A 414-nucleotide genomic window follows, 5' to 3' on the forward strand; every position below is an offset into this window, starting at 1 on the left:
GTAACAACTGAATATGGAGTTGTTGAGTTAAAAGGTAAATCAACTTGGCAGAGAGCTGAATTGTTAATAAGTATTGCTCATCCAGAAGTGAGAGAAAGTCTTATCAAAGAAGCAGAAAAAATGAAAATTTGGGTTAGAACAAACAAAATATGTAATTAAATCAATCAGTTTTAGATTTGATTTATAAAAATTAATTGAAGAATGGAGGATAAGTTTGTGAAAAGAAGAATTAGAAAAGCAGCTATATTAGGTTCAGGCACCATGGGTTGTGGGATAGCTGCGCATTTAGCAAATGTTGGTATAAGTAGTTATCTCCTAGATATTATACCAAGAGAGTTAACAAAAGAAGAAATTGGTAAAAATTTAACTTTAGAAGATTCTATAGTTAGAAACAGAATAGCAGTAAATAATAAA

Annotated in this window: 2 protein-coding genes; both read left to right on the plus strand. The window is 29.7% G+C overall.

From position 1 onward, the window contains the following. Positions 1–159: acetyl-CoA hydrolase/transferase C-terminal domain-containing protein (locus AC3AX0_RS10755; RefSeq protein WP_487550290.1), on the plus strand; the 159-nt coding region annotated here is incomplete at its 5' end. Between the two features lie 57 nt (positions 160–216). Beyond that, positions 217–414, plus strand: a 198-nt coding sequence (locus AC3AX0_RS10760) for a 3-hydroxyacyl-CoA dehydrogenase NAD-binding domain-containing protein (RefSeq protein ID WP_487550287.1), incomplete at its 3' end; no start/stop codon positions are given.

The organism is Dethiosulfatibacter sp. (assembly GCF_983023055.1).